A 14,824-nucleotide genomic window follows, 5' to 3' on the forward strand; every position below is an offset into this window, starting at 1 on the left:
CTCATCGCATCAGTTCCCCGGCGTTGACCAGCAGGGACTGGCCTGTTATCGCCCGTGCGCGGTCCGAGGCGAGGAAGGCGGCGGCGTCGGCGACGTCCCCGTCGGTGGCCAGGTCGGGCAGCGCCATGCGGTCGGTGAGACGGGCGTGCACCTCGGCCTCCGGGACACCTTCGGTGTGCGCGGTGAAGGTGACGAAGGCCTGGACCGGGGGACCCCACATCCAGCCCGGGAGCACGGTGTTCACGCGGATGCGGTGCGGGCCGAGCTCGCGGGCCATGGAGTACATGGCGGAGGTCAGCGCGCCCTTGGAAGCGGCGTAGGCGGCCTGCTGCACCTCGTTGGGGGAGGCGACGGCGGACTGGGTGCCGATGATGACGACGGAGCCGCCGGTGCGCTTCAGCGCGGGCAGGCAGGCGCGGGTCATGCGGAGGGTGCCGAGCAGGTTGACGTCGAGGATCTGCTGCCAGGTGCCGAAGTCGGCGTCCTCGAGGCCGCCGAAGTACGAGTCCCAGGCGGCGACGTGGACGACGGCGTCGACCCCGCCGAAGCGCTCCTGGGCGAGGGCGGCGAGGGCCTCGCACTGGCGCTCGTCGGAGATGTCGGTGGGGAGGTAGGCGGTGTGCGTGCCGTCGGGGTCGATCTCGGCGGCGGACTTGGCGAGGTTGGCCTCGGTCCGTGCCCCGAGCACGGCGTTGCCGCCGTCGCGGACGACGGTGGCGGCGACCTGGTGACCGAGGCCGGCCCCTACGCCGGAGACGATGACGGTCTTGCCTTGCAGCAGCAGCGACATGGTGCGGGCCTCCTGGGCGACGCCGGGCTGAATCTGACGGGGCGTCAGGCTACGGCGCGGGGCGCGGGGAGGGAAGGGGGTGGGGGATGGGTGCTGGGGCTGAGGGCTGCGGCTGAGGGCTGGGGCTGAGGGCTGCGGGTGGTCCGCCGGGCGAGGGGACTGCGGGCGGTTCGCCGGGTGAGGGGGCTGCGGGCGGTTCGCCGGGTGAGGGGGCTGCGGGTGGGGGTCGGTGCCGGGGGCGGGGTGGGGTGTTGTCCGGGACTGCATGATTTAGGCGCCCTGACCCGGGCGTTCGGCAGCCGGGCTCTACCTCGCGCCACAAATCACGCTCTACGTCCCGGACAACACCCCACCCCACCCCCGTCCCCGCCCCGGCAGGCCACCATTGCCCCCGGCACGCAACCGCCCGCCCCGGCACCATCACTGACCCCGGTACGCAACCGCCTGCCCCGGCACGCCATTACTGACCCCGGCACGCCATTACTGCCCCCGGCCGGGGTGTGTCCTTTCAGCCGTCCGGCGTTTGAGGACCGGGGTCTGGGGCGGAGCCCCAGGGGTCCGGGCGCAGCCCGGGGCCTCTTCCCGGCCCCGGCCGGGGGTACCCACCCAGCCTCGCCGGCGTTTGAGGCGCGGGTCCGGGCGGCGCCCGGGGAACGGTGGAAGGGCGGGTAGGGGACTTCGCCCCGCGCAGCGGCACACTCGCAGCCGGGGCCGGGCCGCCCGCGGGGAGGCGGACTCGCAGGCGGGCCCGGGCCGCCCAGCGCGGCGCCGTACGCGCAGCGGGGGTCAGGGGGTCAGGCGGGTCAGGCCTGCCTGGATCTCCTCCGGGGTGTGCGTCGTGAAGGACAGCCGCAGGGTCCGGGGGTCCGGGTCCCGGGCGAAGAAGGGGGCCCCGGGGACGAAGGCGACCCCCCGGGCGGCGGCCTGGTGGAAGAGGGCCGTCGCGTCGTGGCCTTCGGGGAGGCGCGCCCAGACGAACATGCCGCCCTCGGGGCGGTTCCAGGTGGAGCCCGCCGGAAGCGCGGAGCCCAGCCCCGCCAGCAGGGCGTCCCGCCGGATCCGGTACGCCTCGCGGACGCGGGCGACGTGCACGTCGAGATCCACCGCCCCCAGGTACTCCGCCACCGCGAGCTGATCCACCGTCGAGGTGTGCAGATCCGCCGCCTGCTTCGCGAGCGCCGCCCCCCGCAGCAGCGCCGCAGGCGCCCGCAGCCAGCCGAGCCGCAGCCCGGGGGCCATGACCTTCGAGAAGCTGCCGAGGAGCGCGGTGCGGTCTTCGGCCCCGGGGTGGGAGGCGAGCCGGGGCAGCGCGCAGCCCTCGTAGCGGAGGTCCCCGTACGGGTCGTCCTCCAGCAGCCACAGTCCGAGCCGGGCCGCGACCGCCGCGATCTCGGCGCGGCGGCCGGCGGGCAGGGTGCGGCCGGTCGGGTTCTGGAAGGTGGGGATCGTGTAGAGCAGCTTGGGGCGTTCGCGGGCGACGAGTTCCGCGAGGGCGTCCGGGAGGATGCCCTCGTCGTCGCAGGGCACGGGGACCACCCGGGCTCCGGCGAGCCGGAATCCCTGGAGCGCTGCCAGGTAGGTGGGGTTCTCGACGAGCACCGTGTCGCCCGGCTCGATGAGCGCGGTGGTGATCAGGCCGAGCCCCTGCTGCGATCCGGTGGTGATCAGCAGGTCGTCCGCGGTGGTCGCCAGCCCCTGCCCGTGGAGGCGGGCCGCCACCGCCGTGCGCAGTTCGGGGGATCCCTCGGTGGTCGAGTACTGGAGGGCGCGGCGGGCGGACCGCGCGAAGGCGGAGTCGTAGGCGGCGCGCAGGCCTTCGGCGTCGAAGAGCTCGGGTGCGGGCAGGCCGCCGGCGAAGGAGATCATGCCGGGCCGGGCGGTGACGGCCAGGATCTCGCGTACGGCGGAGGGTGCGGTCGTACGGATCCGGGCGGCGAAGGCCGGCGGGGGAGCGAGGGCGGAGGCGGGCACGGGAGCTCCTTCGGGAGGCGGGTGCGCGCATCGTAGCCGCGAGAAGGTGTAGACGGCATCTATGTATCGGATGCTGAACGGCCCCCGGGGGCTCCCCATCTGACGTCTCATCAGCTACACCGTCTCCATGACAGCAGACGAGCGGAACACCCGGGCCGACGACTACGCCGAGCTCGCCTCGGTCGGCCCCTACGGAGTCCACCCCGGCCACGCGCTGATCACCATGGTCGAACCGAACCCGGGCCACGAGTTCGCGTACAACCGCTGGTACGAGGACGACCACTACTACGCCGGCGCCATGGCCATGCCCTGGATGTACGCCGGCCGGCGCTGGGTCGCCACCCGCGAGCTCCAGGAGCTGCGCTACCCGGAGAAGTCGGCGGTGGCCCAGCCCGTGACCGCCGGGTGCTACATCTCCACCTACTGGGTCACCGAGGGCCGCTACGACGAGCACATGAAGTGGACCGTCGGCATCAACAAGCGCCTCAACCGCGACGGCCGGGTCTACCAGGACCGGACGCACGTCTTCACGGCCTTCCAGGACCACGAGGCGACCGTCTACCGGGACGGGGCCGCCGGACCCCGCGACTTCCACGCCCTCGACCATCCGTACGGCGGGCTCGTGGTCCAGGTCGTCGACGCGGAGGGCCCGGAGCAGCGGGCCGAGCTGCTGGAGTGGCTGCGCTCGCGCGCCCTGCCCAAGCGGCTGGCCGGATCGCCCGCCGCGATGGTGACCGTCTTCCGGCCGACGCCGCTGCCCGGGGACCGGATGACCTACGTGAAGCAGGTGGAGGGGGTCGACACCCGGCTGACCCTGCTGTGGTTCCTGGAGGCCGACCCGCGCAGCTGCTGGGACCGGTTCCAGGGGCTGGACGCGGAGGTCGCGGAGTCGGGGCTGGGGCGGGTGGAGCTGGTGGCGCCGTTCATCCCGACGGTGCCGGGGACGAACCGGTACGTCGATCAGCTGAGGTAGTCCGGGGTCCGGCGTCCGGGGCCCCGGCCGCGGGTCCGGGGCCCCGGACGTGGCCGAGCCCCCTCGGCAGGCGACGGCGGGCCGGTCGAGAGGGCTCCAGTCAGTGGTGCAGGTGGTGCTGGTGATGCAGTCGTGCAGGTGGTGCGGGTCGCGCCGGTGCTTCTGGCCGTAGGGGTCGCCTCGATGTTCAGCCGAGGCGTCCCATCCGGCCCTCGGTCACATCGGCGACGAAGGAGGTCCAGGAGCCGGGCGCGAAGGTGAGGGACGGGCCGTCCTGCACCTTCGAGTCGCGGACCGCGATGGATTCGACGACGGGGGACTTGACCTCGACGCAGGCACCGTTTGCGGAGTACGAGGACTTGGTCCAGTTTTCCGTTGCGCCTTGACGAATAGCCATGTTTCTCTCCGGTTCAGCGAGTGGTTCCGGTGTCGTGTCGGCCATTGCTCCGGCTGACGTGATCGACGCTACCGGCAGCTCCCGTTGCGCGAAGACGGCGTTCACCCGACCGAGTGGCATATTCCATTCAGGTCTTCTGCGCCCGGGGAGTGACGGTGTACCGTACCGGCCTTTTCGCCGGGGCTCATTTCACCTTGCTCCTGAGCCCGCCGAACTCGCCGAACTCGCCGAGCCCGCCGAGTTCGCCGGGTTCTCGAAGTCCGCGATGATCTGCGCGATGAACTGCCGGGTCTGGTCCACGTTGTGGGCCTGTGCGCGCAGATGTTCGTACATCACGCTGTATTTCTGGACGTCATTGGCCTTCTCCAGGTACAGGTCGCTCGTCACGCCCTCGATGTAGACGACCGTCGAGTCCGAAGCGTCCGGGAATTCCAGAATGGCGTACTGGCCGTTGACGCCCGGGTGGGCGCCCACCGAGAACGGCATCACCTGAACGGTGACGTGCGGCTTCTCCGACTGCTCTATCAGGAACTCCAGCTGCCGGATCATGAGCTCCGGATCGCCCACGTGCCGCCGCAGGGCGGCCTCGTCGATGACCGCCCACAGGCGCAGGGGACCGATCTCGGGGTTGCTGTTCTCGGTCTCGTGGAGCCGCTTCTGGCGGTGCATCCGGACCTGGACGCGCTTCTCCACGTCGACCGGAGCCGTCTCCGGCCACGCGCCGCGGACGAGCGACTGGGCGTACTCCGGGGTCTGGAGCAGCCCCGGGATCACCAGGGGTTCGTAGGTGCGCAGGCTGGCGGCGTCCGTCTCCAGGCCGATGTAGACGCTGTACGGGATGTCGCCGAAGGCGTGCCACCAGCCCTGCTGGCGGGAATCCTTGGCCATCTGCATGAGGGAGTCGACGAGCCGCCGGTCCTCGACCTCGTACACGTCGCACAGATCGCGGACGTCGCGCTGGCTGATGGAACGGCGGCCGTTCTCCAGCCGGCTGATCTTCGACTGGGAGACGAGCAGGCGTTCCGCGACCTGCTCGGCCGTCATGCCTTTGTCCTCGCGCAGCTTGCGCAACTCCATGCCCAGCCGGCGGCGTCGGACGGTGGGATTGACATTGGACGCCACGTGAACGGCACCTCCGCCTTCTTCTGTTGCTGTCTCTTTGCTGTCTCTCTGCGTGTCTGCTGGTGAGCAGACTGCCACCGAAGCACGCGACCCCGCTGGGGAACGGGCGGGAAAAGCAAACGCGCGGGCCGACGGCGCCGGCGTACCGGCCCCGTCGCCCCGCGCGTAGGCGCTTGCGACTGATGCTGCTGCGCTGCTGTCTTGCTCGCCTTGCGTGTGCTGCCTGTCCTGCGTGTGCTGCTTGCCCTACGTGTCCTGCCGGTGGATCAGTGCGCGGCCGCGCGGGCCATCGCACCGGTCCGGCGCGGCTGCAGCGGAACGGCTGCCGCCGTTGCCCTGGCGGGCTGGGCCGGTGCCCGGTCGCGGCGCGGCTGTGCGGCCACGCCGTTCTGGACGTCCATGACGGCGTGCGCCACCAGTCCGCCCATCGGGTCGTGCCGGATCAGGTCCCGGAGCCGGGACCTGGACGACCGCCCCTCGTTGCCGGGGTACAGGTGCTTGCCGAGTCCGACCGCGTGGGCCAGTGCGGCAAGCGCCGCGGTCCGCGGGTCCGGCGGTACGCCGGTGCGGATCGCACTGTCCAGCCGGCCACGGATCTCCCGGCTGATCGCTGTGTCGGTCGCTTGGTAGCGAGTCGTCGGCAGCACCCCGCACATCTGGCCCGCGACGGCATGCACCATGCCGCAGCGCTCCAGGTGCGCCAGGTAAACCTGACGGAGCCCCAGGCGGGGTCCGCCGATCCAGTGGACCGCCCGAACCGGGCTGCCGCGCCTGCGCAGCAGTTCCAGTGCGGAGTCCAGAGTCGGATCTCCTGTCGGCCGTGGCATCACCACGGCGATACGATCCCCATCAGGGGCTATCCGTCCTGCCAGAGCCAGCTCCACTAGCTGTGCCCCGGCCAGGCCGAGGTCGAGCGACTGCGGCTGCGCCGTGGTACCCGTGGCCGGGTCCAAAGCGAGCAGCAGAAGCTCCTCCGGAATTGTTCTGCGGCTCTTGCCCATCCATGCCTCCCCGCGTGGATGAGTGACAGGGTGACGCCTCTCACATTCATCTGTCGAGAGCGCCTGGCCGCTTTGTGGGGGAACCATCAGCTATGTCGTTCTCGTCTAGCACGGGGGCGATGCTCCCTAGACGGGACACTGTTAGACATTCGGACAGCCGGACGTGAAGGCGAACGAGGAGGAACTGGTGGCGGGCGAGTCCCCCGACAAGTCGGTTGATGAAGGAACGTCGGGGACGGCGGAGTCGTCCGAGGGGCGTGACCCGAGGGCATCGCTCTTCCGCCCTAGGGACTCGGAAGAGGGGGCGGACGGTTCCACGGAGCGCGATCCGCTGCGCGAAGCGGTGGCCGCGTGGGTGGCCACGGCGGAGGACGAGCCGGCCGACGCGCCGGCCGCGGAGACTGCGCCGGGTGCGCGGACCGAGGTCTTCGAGGCGCTGCCGCCGGAGGCGGCTTCGGGCTCCGGGGGCGGCGAAGCCGCTGCCGTGCCGGCCGAGGGCGAGCGCAAGGCGGTGTCCCGCACGGCGACGCCCCCGGCTGCCGACTCCGCCGGTTCTGCGGATTCCGCCGCATCCGGTGATTCCGCTTCCGCGCGTGCGGGTGGCGCGGACGCCGCCCGGCCCGCGACCGCTCCCGCCGACGGCGTGGACACGACCGGCCCCGCCGCCCCTTCCGCTCCCGCGGCCGGCGACCGTACGACCGCCTTCGGCGCCAGGGATTCCGAATCTGCCGATTCCTCGGCTGCCGCTGCGCAGGTCGAGAGCAGTCGTACGAGTTCCCCTTCGGGTTCCGCTTCCGGCGCCTCGGGCGACCGCACGGCGTCGTTCCGTACGGCTCCGCCCGCGGGCTCCGGTTCCGTCCCCGTCCCGGCGGCCGGCGCTGCGCCGGACGAGAGCGACCGCACCGCAGTGTTCCGCACGGTCGCGCCGCCGACGGCCACCGGCCGCTCCGAGGATTCCGCTTCGGCCCCGGCCGACAGCGAGCGCACGGCCGTGTTCCGCACCCCGGTCACCCCGCCCCCGTCGGCCACTCCGACGGCCCCGGCTGCCCGGACGACTCCCGACGCCCCGGCTGCGCCGGGCGCTCGGCCGGCTTCCGACGCCCCGGCTCCGTCGGCCATCCGACCGCCCGCGGACGCCTCGGGCACTCCGGCGGCCCCGGGCACCGAGGCAGCTTCGGGCAGCCGACCGACTTCCGACGCCCCGGCTGCGCCGGGCACCCGGCCGTCCGGGGGCACCTCGGGCGCTCCGGCAGGGTCGGGCGCTCCGACGGCGGCCGGTGGCCCGGCTGAGGTCGGTACTCGGCCGTCCACGGGCACCGCCGGCGCTCCGGCTGCCTCGGGCGGCCAGAAGGCTTCTGGCGCCCCGGCTGCTTCGGGCGGCGAGGCGGCTTCCGATGCTCCGGCTGCGCCGGGTACTCGGCCGTCCGGGGGTTCCGTAGGCGCTCCGGCGGGGTCGGGCGCTTCGGCGGCCTCCGGCGGTCCGGCCGCGGCCGGTACTCGCCCGTCCGGGGGTGCCTCGGGCATTCCGGCCGCCTCGGGCAGCCAGGCGGCTTCCGACGCCCCGGCTTCGTCGGGCACTCGGCCGTCCGGCGGTTCCGCAGGAGCTCCCGCAGGGTCCGGCGGTCCGGCTGCGGCCGGGACTCGGCCGTCCGGGGGTGCCGCTGGCGCTCCGGCTTCGTCGGGTGTGCGGCCGTCCACGGGCGCTCCGGCGGCCTCCGGCGGCTCGGCTGCCTCGCGTACTCAGACTCCGCCCCCCGCCTCCGGTGGGGGCTCCGACAGTGAGCGCACCGCGGTGTTCCGGGCGGTCAAGCCCGCAGCAGGCGACGGCGGCCCGGCGGAGGACAGCGAGCGGACCGCGGTGTTCCGGGCGGTGAAGCCCCCGGCTCCGGCCGCTCCGGCCGACGACGAGCCCGCCGACAGCGAGCGGACGGCTGTGTTCCGGGCCATCAAGCCCGGCGCCGCAGGCCAGGGCACCGCCACCCCGGGCACCGCCAACCCGGCCACCCCCGCCGCCGGAGGCCAGGGCGCCGCGGGCAGCCGCCCCGCCCCGCCGGTCGGCGCGGAGCGTGCGAGCACCTTCGTACCGCTGCGGAGCGACGACACCCCGCCCGTGCGGCCGTCGACGGGCGTGGCCGCCACGCCCCCCGTCCGGCCGTCCACGGGCGTGCCCGGCACGCCCCCCGCCACGCCCCCCGTGCGGACTCCGATCGATCCCGGCGTGCGGACCCCCGTGACGCGGGAGTCCCCGGAGCGCACCACGCAGCAGCCGCTGCCGCCCAAGCCGCCGCTCGACATGCTGGCGGACCTCACCAACAACCCGCCCCCGCCGCCGAGCGCCGCCCGGACCGCCGTACGCCGGTTCAAGATCTACGCGCCCATCCTGGTGCTCCTCGCCGTGGTGCTCGCCGTCGTCCAGCTGGTGCGACCGCTCCCCAACCCCACGCTGAAGGTGACCGCGAACACCTCGTACACCTTCGAGGGCGGGGCCCCGTCCCTGCCGTGGCCGAAGGAGGGCCAGGCCTACATGGCCGCGGCCGGCCTCGGCCCCGTAGGGACCTTCGGGGAGCAGAAGCCCGTGGCGATCGGCAGTGTCGCCAAGGCCATGACCGCCTACGTCATCCTCAAGGACTTCCCCATGAAGAAGGGGGAGAAGGGCCAGATGATCCCCGTCGACAAGACGGCGGTCGAGGACGGCAAGAAGGAGACCGAGGGCGAGTCCACGGTCAACAACCTGAAGGAGGGCGACAAGATCTCCCAGGAGGACGCCCTCAACGCGATCATGATCCCGTCCGCCAACAACGTCGCGCGACTGCTCGCGCGCTGGGACGGCGGGCAGGAGGCGTTCGTCAAGAAGATGAACGACACCGCCAAGGAACTCGGCATGACCAACACCACGTACACGGACCCCTCGGGTCTGGACGCGACCACGGTCAGCACCGCCGAGGACCAGGTCAAGCTCGGCCTCAAGATCGTCGAGATGCCGGAGCTGATCGCGATCACCAAGAAGCCGGAGTGGATCGACCCCACGGGCAAGAAGTGGCGGAACTACAACGACCTGGTTCCGTTCAACGGCTCGCTCGGCATCAAGACCGGCTCCACGAGCAAGGCCGGCGGCAACCTGCTCTTCGCCGCCGAGAAGAAGGTCGGCAAGACCAACCAGCTGATCGTCGGAGCGGTCCTCGGCCAGCACGGCGTGCCGATCCTCGGCACCGCGATCGCGGCGAGCAAGAACGTCATGCTGGCCACGCAGAAGATGCTCACGGCAGCGCCCGTCCTCAAGAAGGGTTCCGTCGTCGGCTACGTGGACGACGGCCTCGGCACCCGGGTCCCGGTCGTGGCCACGGCCGACGTGGAGGCGGTCGGCTGGCCGACCCTCACCATTGCCATCAAGCTGGCGGACGGGGCCACCCAGCTCCCGCAGACCGCCAAGGCGGGCTCGGAGATCGGCATGCTGACCGTCGGCGAGGGCGCCAGCCAGGTGAAGGTGCCGGTGGCGCTGCAGAGCGACCTCACCGCACCCGGCATCAGCAAGAAGCTGACGCGCGTCGGCTGACGCGCACGGAGCGGGTCCGGCACCCCGGGGCAACCCCGGGGTGCCGGACCGCGTCTACGAACCGAGGGACGCACCCGAGGGACGCACCCGAGGGGATGCACCCTGGGGACGCACCCGAGGGACCGGAGTGGGGAGTACGTCGGCGTGACCACCGCTGAGCGGCAGGAACAGGGCCGGGAGCAGGCCCGTGGCCGGGGCGAGGTTCCGCCCCGGGATCCGGCTGCCCCGGGCGCCCCGAGCCCACAGGCCGGCCCCGGGCCGGCCGGCGGCGCCCCCGCCCGTGCGCTCGCCTGGGCCCGCCGGCACCCCGTCGCCGTGGCCACCGCGCTGGCCGGGCTGCTGCACGTGATCTGGTTCTTCGCCGTCGCCAACAGCGGCGGCGACCTCGCCGCACAGGACGCCTGGGCCGAGTTCGTGGGCCGCCATCCCGACTCGGCGTACAACCTCGCCTGGTACGGCGGCATGCACCCGGTCTCGTACAGCGTGGTCTCGCCGTACGTGATGCACGTGCTCGGCGTCCGCACCACGATGATGATCGCCGGCACGGTCTCGGCCGGGCTCCTCGCGATGATCCTGACCCGCTGCCGGGGAGCCGTCCGCGAACCCCTGTGGCCCGCCCTGGCCGGGGTGTACGGGCTGCTGTGCAACGCCGTGTCGGGCCGCGTCACCTTCGGACTCGGCGCGATGTTCGCGCTCGGGGCCGTCGCCGCCGTCTTCTGCTGGCCCCGCAAATGGGCCGAGCGGCGCTGGGCGAAGGCCGCCGCGGCGGCTCCGCTCGCGGCGATCGCCACCGCCTGCAGCCCGGTCGCCGGACTCTTCCTCGGGGTGATCGCGGCCGCGCTGTTCCTGAACGGCCGGCGCCCGGGCGCGTACGCCATCGGCCTGGCCCCGGCGGCGGTCGTCGGGCTGTCCTCCTGGCTGTTCCCCTTCTCGGGGACCCAGCCGATGAAGCTGATCTCGGCAGCGCTGCCGCTCGCGTGCGCGCTGGCCGCGCTCTTCCTCGTGCCGAAGAGCTGGAAAACGGTCCGGACCGCGTCCGCGATCTACGCCTTCGGGGTGGCGCTGACCTGGGCGATCGATTCCCAGGTCGGCTCGAACGTGACCCGGCTGGCGATGCTCTTCGGCGCGGTCGTGCTGCTCGCCGCCCTTCCGTACGAGGCCCCGCGCACGCGCCGCTGGTACGGGCTGCTGCTCGCGCTGACCGGGGTCACCGCCTGGATCACGATCAACAGCGTCACCGACATCGTCCGCACCACCCCGCTGGCCTCCTGGAGCCGGGAGCTGGCCCCGCTGGTGGACCAGCTCCAGAAGGCGGGCGCCGACCGGGGTCGCGTCGAGGTGGTCCCGGCCAGCAGCCACCGCGAGTCCTCCGCCTTCCCGGCGTACGTGAACCTCGCGCGCGGCTGGAACCGGCAGGCCGACCTGGAGCGCAACCCGGTCTTCTACGACGACACCCTGACGGCCGACAGCTACCGCGAGTGGCTGGAGCGCTGGGCCGTGCACTACGTGGTGCTGCCCGCCGACAAACCCGATGTGGGCGGGCGGGACGAGGCGAAGCTGGTGCGCGAGGGGCTCCCGTACCTCCAGCAGGTGTGGGGCGACGCGAACTGGCAGCTCTTCAAGGTGCTGGACCCGACGAACCTGGTCGCCGGCCCCGCCACGGTGGTGCGGGCCAGTGCCGACCAGCTGGTCATCGACGTGAAGCAGCCCGGGCGGGTGCTGGTGCGCATCCCGCACTCCCCGTGGCTGGGCCTGGTGGACGGCGCCGGCAAGCCGGTGGAGCCGCCGCAGGAGACGGAGGCCTCGAAGGCCGCCGGGAAGGCGGTGCAGAAGGGCGAGGCGACCCCGCCCAAGGTCTACGCGAACACCGCCGGATGCCTGTTCAAGGCGCCCTCGGACGGGACCGCGGACGAGTGGACGGAGCTGCTGGCCCCGGCGCCGGGGGAGTACCGGATCGCGGCGAAGTACCAGCTTCCGCGGGGCACGCCCTGTCCGGACGAGCTGCTCTACGAGGTGCTGGGGCCGCCGCAGCGGCCGGCTCCGCCGCGGCCGTGACCGTCCTCGACCGGCCTTGATCGACCATTCTTTACGTCCGGTCCGGGTGCATGGGGGGCTATATATGCATACGATCCGAGTAGTCCGATTGGGTGCCCCGAGTCTTTAGGGAGTGACGACGGGATGAGCAAAGAGCAGAAGCAGGACTTCCAGGCGGCTGTCGCGAAGGCCGCGGAAGCGACCAACCTGCCCCGCACCGTGCAGCACACGCACGGCTTCTCCGGCCCGATCCGGAGCAAGGTCAAGGGCGGAGCGCACACGAAGGCGGAACTCAAGCGGGCCGGGACCCCGCAGGGCGACCGCATCGGTGAGCGCAGCAGAGGCCTCAGCTGAGGACGTCGTGACGTCGTGACGTCGTGACCTCGTGATGCAGCCCTTCCGGCTCAGGCCGGAAGGGCTTTCGTCTGCCCTCGTCCCTCGCCCTGCCCGGCCCTTAACGGCTTCGCGGGGTGGTGTCCGGTCGGCTGTTACGTTCCCGACGGAGGACCCTGACCTGGCCCTCGTAACGTCGTGGTCGTCGCCACCGCAGGCGACGCCGACCCGAGGGACACACTCATGCGCGCCACCGCCCGTACCGCCGTCGTCGCGGCGCTCGCCACCCTGACCGCGTGCGGGGCCCTCACGGCGTGCGGCACCGCCGGTGGCGGTGGGGCCGAGCTGCCGCCGGACCCCCGGGTGGGCAGCACGGCGGCCCCCGCCCGCACGGGCGAGGCGGCGCCCGCCCTCCCGGGGTCGAAGCCGACCGGCATGAAGATCGACGCGGCGGGCGTGGACGCGAAGAAGATGGTCGGCCTCACGGTCGACCCGGCGACGGGCGAGCTCGGTGTGCCGAACGCGGACACCGACGCGGACAACCCGGGCTGGTGGACCCAGGGCGTGACTCCGGGCGAGAAGGGGGCGGCCGTCCTGGTGGCGCACTTCGACACGAAGTACGGGCCCGCGGTGATGAAGAACGTCAAGAAGATCAAGCTCGGTGACCTGATCGAGGTGCCGCGCGAGGACGGGAAGACGGCCAGGTTCGCGATCCGCGAGATCGAGGACGTCGCGAAGAAGGACTTCCCCACCGACAAGGTCTACGGCGAGACCAACCGCCCCGAGCTGCGCCTGCTGACCTGCGGCGGCGAGATCGAGAACGGCCACCGCACCAACAACGTGATCCTCTACGCCGACCTGGTGGCCTGATCCTGCGTGGCCCCTGGCCCCTGGCCGCTGGCCCCCGCCGGTTTCGCGCCGACCACCCGAGACAGTTCCTTGACCCGTGGGCGGGTCGGGGGTCTATCGTCGGCGGCCGGCAGTGACCAGGACGAGGAGGGGGTGCCGTCGTGTCAGTGGGAGGAGTGCGACAGGTATCCGTACTGGACCGCGCGCATTCCGGCCTGGAACCGGCTGCGGACGCCCAGGTGCGTCAGCAGCCCGGTGATCACCCGGCCCACGGTGCGCGTGGAGACGCCCAGGCTGTGCGCGATGGCTTCGTCCGTCCGGCCCTCGGCCATCAGCTGGAGCACCGCGGCCTGTTGGCGCGTGAGCAGCTCCGGATCGCACGGCGCCGCCGTCGGCCCGAGCGGGGTCGAGGCTTCCCAGATGTGCTCGAAGAGCGTGACCAGCAGGGAGATGAGGCCCGGGCTGGTCACCAGCGCCGCCGCGGCCGCGGTGTTCTTCTCGTCCACGGCCACCAGGGCGCTGCGGCGGTCCACGATGGTGAGGCGGTTGGGCAGGACCGGGCTGGTGCGGATGTGGGCGCCGACGCTCTCCAACCAGGTCGCGTACTCACGGGCTTGGTTGTCGTGGCGGATGCTGTCGAGGTAGATGGTCCGCATCACGATGCCCTGCTCGACGTTGCGCAGGTTCAGCGGCCGGGCCGCCTCGATGCTCGCCTGCGACATCTGCGAGTCGGGGGCAAACGACAGCACCTCGGAGCGGGTCCCGGCGGACAGCAGCTCGATCTGGTCCCGGATCGCGTCGATGCCCTCCAGGTACCGGATCCCGGATCGGGAGGATTCCTGCGACGAGGAGTCGGCGATCTCGGCCATCAGGCCGACCACCGCGGCCCGCGTGGCCTCCATGCGCTGCTGCTGGGCGGCGAGTTCGGCCTGCTGGCGGGCCTGGAGGAGCTGGAGGGCGAGCTGCGGATCGATGGCGCGGCCCTGTTCGGGATCGCCCCCGCCGCCGCGCAGCAGCGCCATCTCGCTGAGCAGGGCCAGTGAGCGGCGTACGTCCTCCGGGGCCAGCCCGAGGCGCGCTGCCAGCTCCAGGACACCGTCCTGGGGATTGGCCAGTTTGTTTCGATAGACCGTTGCGGTCACGTCATCGAGTTCTAGTCGACCGAACATTGCCGCCCACCCCCTGGAAGACCATGCATGGCATATCAGTGCAGCTCACGTGCCCTGTTTACGGTCGTCAGGCTAGCTTGATCGGCCGCCCGATCGAAGGGCGCTCGGCACGGAATCCAGCGGAGAAATCCGGCCGATCTGACGAATGCGGCCATGCCGGTTGTCCGGTTCTCCCCCTGCTCGGCCAGGGGCGGTCGGCTTCCCGCCGACGACGCGCGGTTGATGTGGAAACAACAGCGAATCTGGAGGTTTCATGTATCTCGTCCACTTGTACCTGAGTGCCCCTCCAGGGGCGGGCGACCTGCCGCCCGGCGTGGAGGCCGCCCTCTCCGAGGTCGAGCCGGCGGTCGAAATGGCCGTACGGCACGTGCGCGCGGACGGGGAGCCGGTGCTCGGCGTCTACCTCAAGGCCCCTGACCTGCACGCCGCCGAGCACGGGGCTGCGGTGGCCTGGCACCTCGCCGCGCGCCGTACGGCCGGGGCCGGGGCGTGGACCCTGCTGAAGGCCGAGGTGCCGCTGCTGGTCCTCGACGAGCCGGTCTGACCGTCGGCCTGTCGACCGCCTGGCAGCCGGCCTGGCGACCGCTCCGACAGGCGTTTCCGAGGCCGCCCTGTCCTGTGTAAGACATGTC

General features: G+C 72.4%; 12 protein-coding genes. 6 read left to right on the forward strand and 6 right to left on the reverse strand.

Translation table 11 applies throughout. The features are described from left to right. Position 1: 1 nt before the first annotated feature. Together ACZ60J_RS17990 and ACZ60J_RS17995 are read right to left on the reverse strand one after the other, a co-directional pair. Entirely contained in the window at positions 2 to 790 is a 789-nt protein-coding gene (locus ACZ60J_RS17990; protein ID WP_469682911.1) for an SDR family oxidoreductase, read from the reverse strand. 786 nt (positions 791 to 1,576) lie between these two features. Beyond that, entirely contained in the window at positions 1,577 to 2,761 is a 1,185-nt protein-coding gene (locus ACZ60J_RS17995) for an aminotransferase-like domain-containing protein (protein WP_469682913.1), read from the reverse strand. Positions 2,762 to 2,888: 127 nt separating this feature from the next. Between ACZ60J_RS17995 and ACZ60J_RS18000 the strand changes: the two genes are divergently transcribed. Beyond that, positions 2,889 to 3,734, forward strand: a complete 846-nt coding sequence (locus ACZ60J_RS18000; protein WP_469682914.1) for a hypothetical protein — start codon at positions 2,889 to 2,891, stop codon at positions 3,732 to 3,734. A gap of 187 nt (positions 3,735 to 3,921) precedes the next feature. Here ACZ60J_RS18000 and ACZ60J_RS18005 read toward each other — a convergent pair whose 3' ends face one another. The 3 genes from ACZ60J_RS18005 to ACZ60J_RS18015 form a co-directional block, all read right to left on the reverse strand. Beyond that, on the reverse strand, positions 3,922 to 4,131 hold the full coding sequence (locus tag ACZ60J_RS18005; RefSeq protein WP_469682915.1) for a DUF397 domain-containing protein: 210 nt from the start codon (positions 4,129 to 4,131) through the stop codon (positions 3,922 to 3,924). Between the two features lie 189 nt (positions 4,132 to 4,320). After that, a complete protein-coding gene (locus ACZ60J_RS18010) occupies positions 4,321 to 5,253 on the reverse strand; it encodes a helix-turn-helix domain-containing protein (RefSeq protein ID WP_469682916.1) in 933 nt (310 codons plus the stop codon). Between the two features lie 266 nt (positions 5,254 to 5,519). Further along, positions 5,520 to 6,254 (reverse strand): GOLPH3/VPS74 family protein, encoded by a 735-nt coding sequence (locus tag ACZ60J_RS18015; RefSeq protein ID WP_469682918.1) that lies wholly within the window; start codon positions 6,252 to 6,254, stop codon positions 5,520 to 5,522. A gap of 1,792 nt (positions 6,255 to 8,046) precedes the next feature. Here ACZ60J_RS18015 and ACZ60J_RS18020 point away from each other — a divergent pair. From ACZ60J_RS18020 to ACZ60J_RS18035, 4 genes are all read left to right on the forward strand, one after another. Next, positions 8,047 to 9,807: a D-alanyl-D-alanine carboxypeptidase family protein gene (locus ACZ60J_RS18020; protein WP_469682920.1), complete on the forward strand. Its 1,761-nt coding sequence runs from the start codon at positions 8,047 to 8,049 to the stop codon at positions 9,805 to 9,807. Between the two features lie 144 nt (positions 9,808 to 9,951). Further along, a complete protein-coding gene (locus tag ACZ60J_RS18025; RefSeq protein ID WP_469682922.1) occupies positions 9,952 to 11,862 on the forward strand; it encodes an MFS transporter in 1,911 nt (636 codons plus the stop codon). A gap of 123 nt (positions 11,863 to 11,985) precedes the next feature. Continuing rightward, entirely contained in the window at positions 11,986 to 12,195 is a 210-nt protein-coding gene (locus tag ACZ60J_RS18030; RefSeq protein WP_469682923.1) for a hypothetical protein, read from the forward strand. Positions 12,196 to 12,417: 222 nt separating this feature from the next. After that, positions 12,418 to 13,044 (forward strand): sortase domain-containing protein, encoded by a 627-nt coding sequence (locus ACZ60J_RS18035; protein ID WP_469682925.1) that lies wholly within the window; start codon positions 12,418 to 12,420, stop codon positions 13,042 to 13,044. 143 nt (positions 13,045 to 13,187) lie between these two features. On the opposite strand, the gene ACZ60J_RS18040 is transcribed toward ACZ60J_RS18035, so the two are convergent. Next, a complete protein-coding gene (locus ACZ60J_RS18040; protein WP_469682926.1) occupies positions 13,188 to 14,165 on the reverse strand; it encodes a helix-turn-helix transcriptional regulator in 978 nt (325 codons plus the stop codon). A gap of 280 nt (positions 14,166 to 14,445) precedes the next feature. Here ACZ60J_RS18040 and ACZ60J_RS18045 point away from each other — a divergent pair, with 280 nt between their 5' ends. After that, on the forward strand, positions 14,446 to 14,736 hold the full coding sequence (locus ACZ60J_RS18045) for a hypothetical protein (RefSeq protein ID WP_469682928.1): 291 nt from the start codon (positions 14,446 to 14,448) through the stop codon (positions 14,734 to 14,736). Positions 14,737 to 14,824: the final 88 nt, after the last annotated feature.

This window comes from Streptomyces sp. NPDC104226, assembly GCF_055584085.1.

Bases quoted from the DNA above. Each gene is read 5' to 3' on its own strand.
- ACZ60J_RS17990 (WP_469682911.1), bottom strand. From the start codon at position 790: ATGTCGCTGCTGCTGCAAGGCAAGACCGTCATCGTCTCCGGCGTAGGG.
- ACZ60J_RS18035 (WP_469682925.1), top strand. From the start codon at position 12,418: ATGCGCGCCACCGCCCGTACCGCCGTCGTCGCGGCGCTCGCCACCCTG.
- ACZ60J_RS18000 (WP_469682914.1), top strand. From the start codon at position 2,889: ATGACAGCAGACGAGCGGAACACCCGGGCCGACGACTACGCCGAGCTC.
- ACZ60J_RS18045 (WP_469682928.1), top strand. From the start codon at position 14,446: ATGTATCTCGTCCACTTGTACCTGAGTGCCCCTCCAGGGGCGGGCGAC.
- ACZ60J_RS18015 (WP_469682918.1), bottom strand. From the start codon at position 6,254: ATGGGCAAGAGCCGCAGAACAATTCCGGAGGAGCTTCTGCTGCTCGCT.
- ACZ60J_RS18030 (WP_469682923.1), top strand. From the start codon at position 11,986: ATGAGCAAAGAGCAGAAGCAGGACTTCCAGGCGGCTGTCGCGAAGGCC.
- ACZ60J_RS18005 (WP_469682915.1), bottom strand. From the start codon at position 4,131: ATGGCTATTCGTCAAGGCGCAACGGAAAACTGGACCAAGTCCTCGTAC.